The sequence below is a fragment of the Aeromonas sp. ASNIH8 genome (genome assembly GCF_002919855.1).
In the GTDB taxonomy this organism is placed as follows: Bacteria; Pseudomonadota; Gammaproteobacteria; order Enterobacterales; family Aeromonadaceae; genus Aeromonas; species Aeromonas caviae.
This window is the reverse complement of record NZ_PQLN01000246.1, coordinates 1-940: the sequence shown is the minus strand read 5'-3', so window position 1 is coordinate 940 and position 940 is coordinate 1. Positions and strand designations below refer to the sequence as shown.

General features: G+C 55.4%; 1 protein-coding gene. It reads left to right on the top strand.

The annotated features are described in order from the left end of the window. The coding region (locus C3418_RS23720) for an IS3-like element ISAeme20 family transposase (protein WP_103859390.1) at nt 1–907 on the top strand (907 nt) is incomplete at its 5' end. Nucleotides 908–940: the final 33 nt, after the last annotated feature.

The window sequence follows — 940 nt, the reverse complement described above, 5'->3', positions numbered from 1 at the left end:
AGGCCGCCGCGTACTTTGCTCAGGAGTCACTGCCAAGTACGCGTGGATAGCCAACCAACAGGACATCTATCCCATTTCCGTTATCTGTCGTGTGCTGGAGGTCTCTCGTGCGGGCTTCTACCACTGGCGCCAGCGTCCACCGTCACAGCGCCAACAAGAAGATGAACGACTCAAGGTCGCCATTCGGGCTGCTCACAGCAAGACGCGCCAGACCTATGGCGCATCGCGTTTACAAGCTGAGTTGGCCGCCGAAGGATTTTACGCTGGGCGGGACCGGATTGGGCGATTGCGCCGTGAAATGGGGTTGTCTTGCAAACAAAAGCGCAAATTCAAGGCGACAACCCATTCTGCTCATTCCCTGCCCGTGGCGGAGAATCTCCTTGGTCAGGTCTTTGCGCCGACGAAGCCCAACGAAGTCTGGACCGGTGATATCACCTATATCGCCACCGACGAAGGCTGGCTTTATCTGGCTGGTCTCAAGGATGTGTTTACCTGTGAGATAGTGGGTTATGCGATGGGAGAGCGAATGACCACCGGGTTGGTCAGTCAGGCGCTGTTTCGGGCTGTGCAGCAGAAGAGGCCACCCGTTGGGCTTATTCATCACACAGACCGGGGCAGTCAGTACTGTGCCAAGGCTTACCGGGCTCTCCAGGTACAATTTGGCATGCAGACCTCCATGTCACGCAAGGGGAACTGCTTCGACAATGCCCCGATAGAAAGCTTCTGGGGGTCTCTTAAAAATGAACTGGTTCACCACCATAGATTCGAGACGAGAGCGGAGGCCAAGGCAGCGATTCAGGAATACATAGAGATTTTTTACAACCGCCAGCGTCGGCATTCACGACTTGGCAATGTCAGCCCGGCGGAGTTTAACAAGAGGTATTGGAGAACTGCTCAGGCTGCTTGATCCGGGACTGTCCGATCTTGTCAGGACACCTCA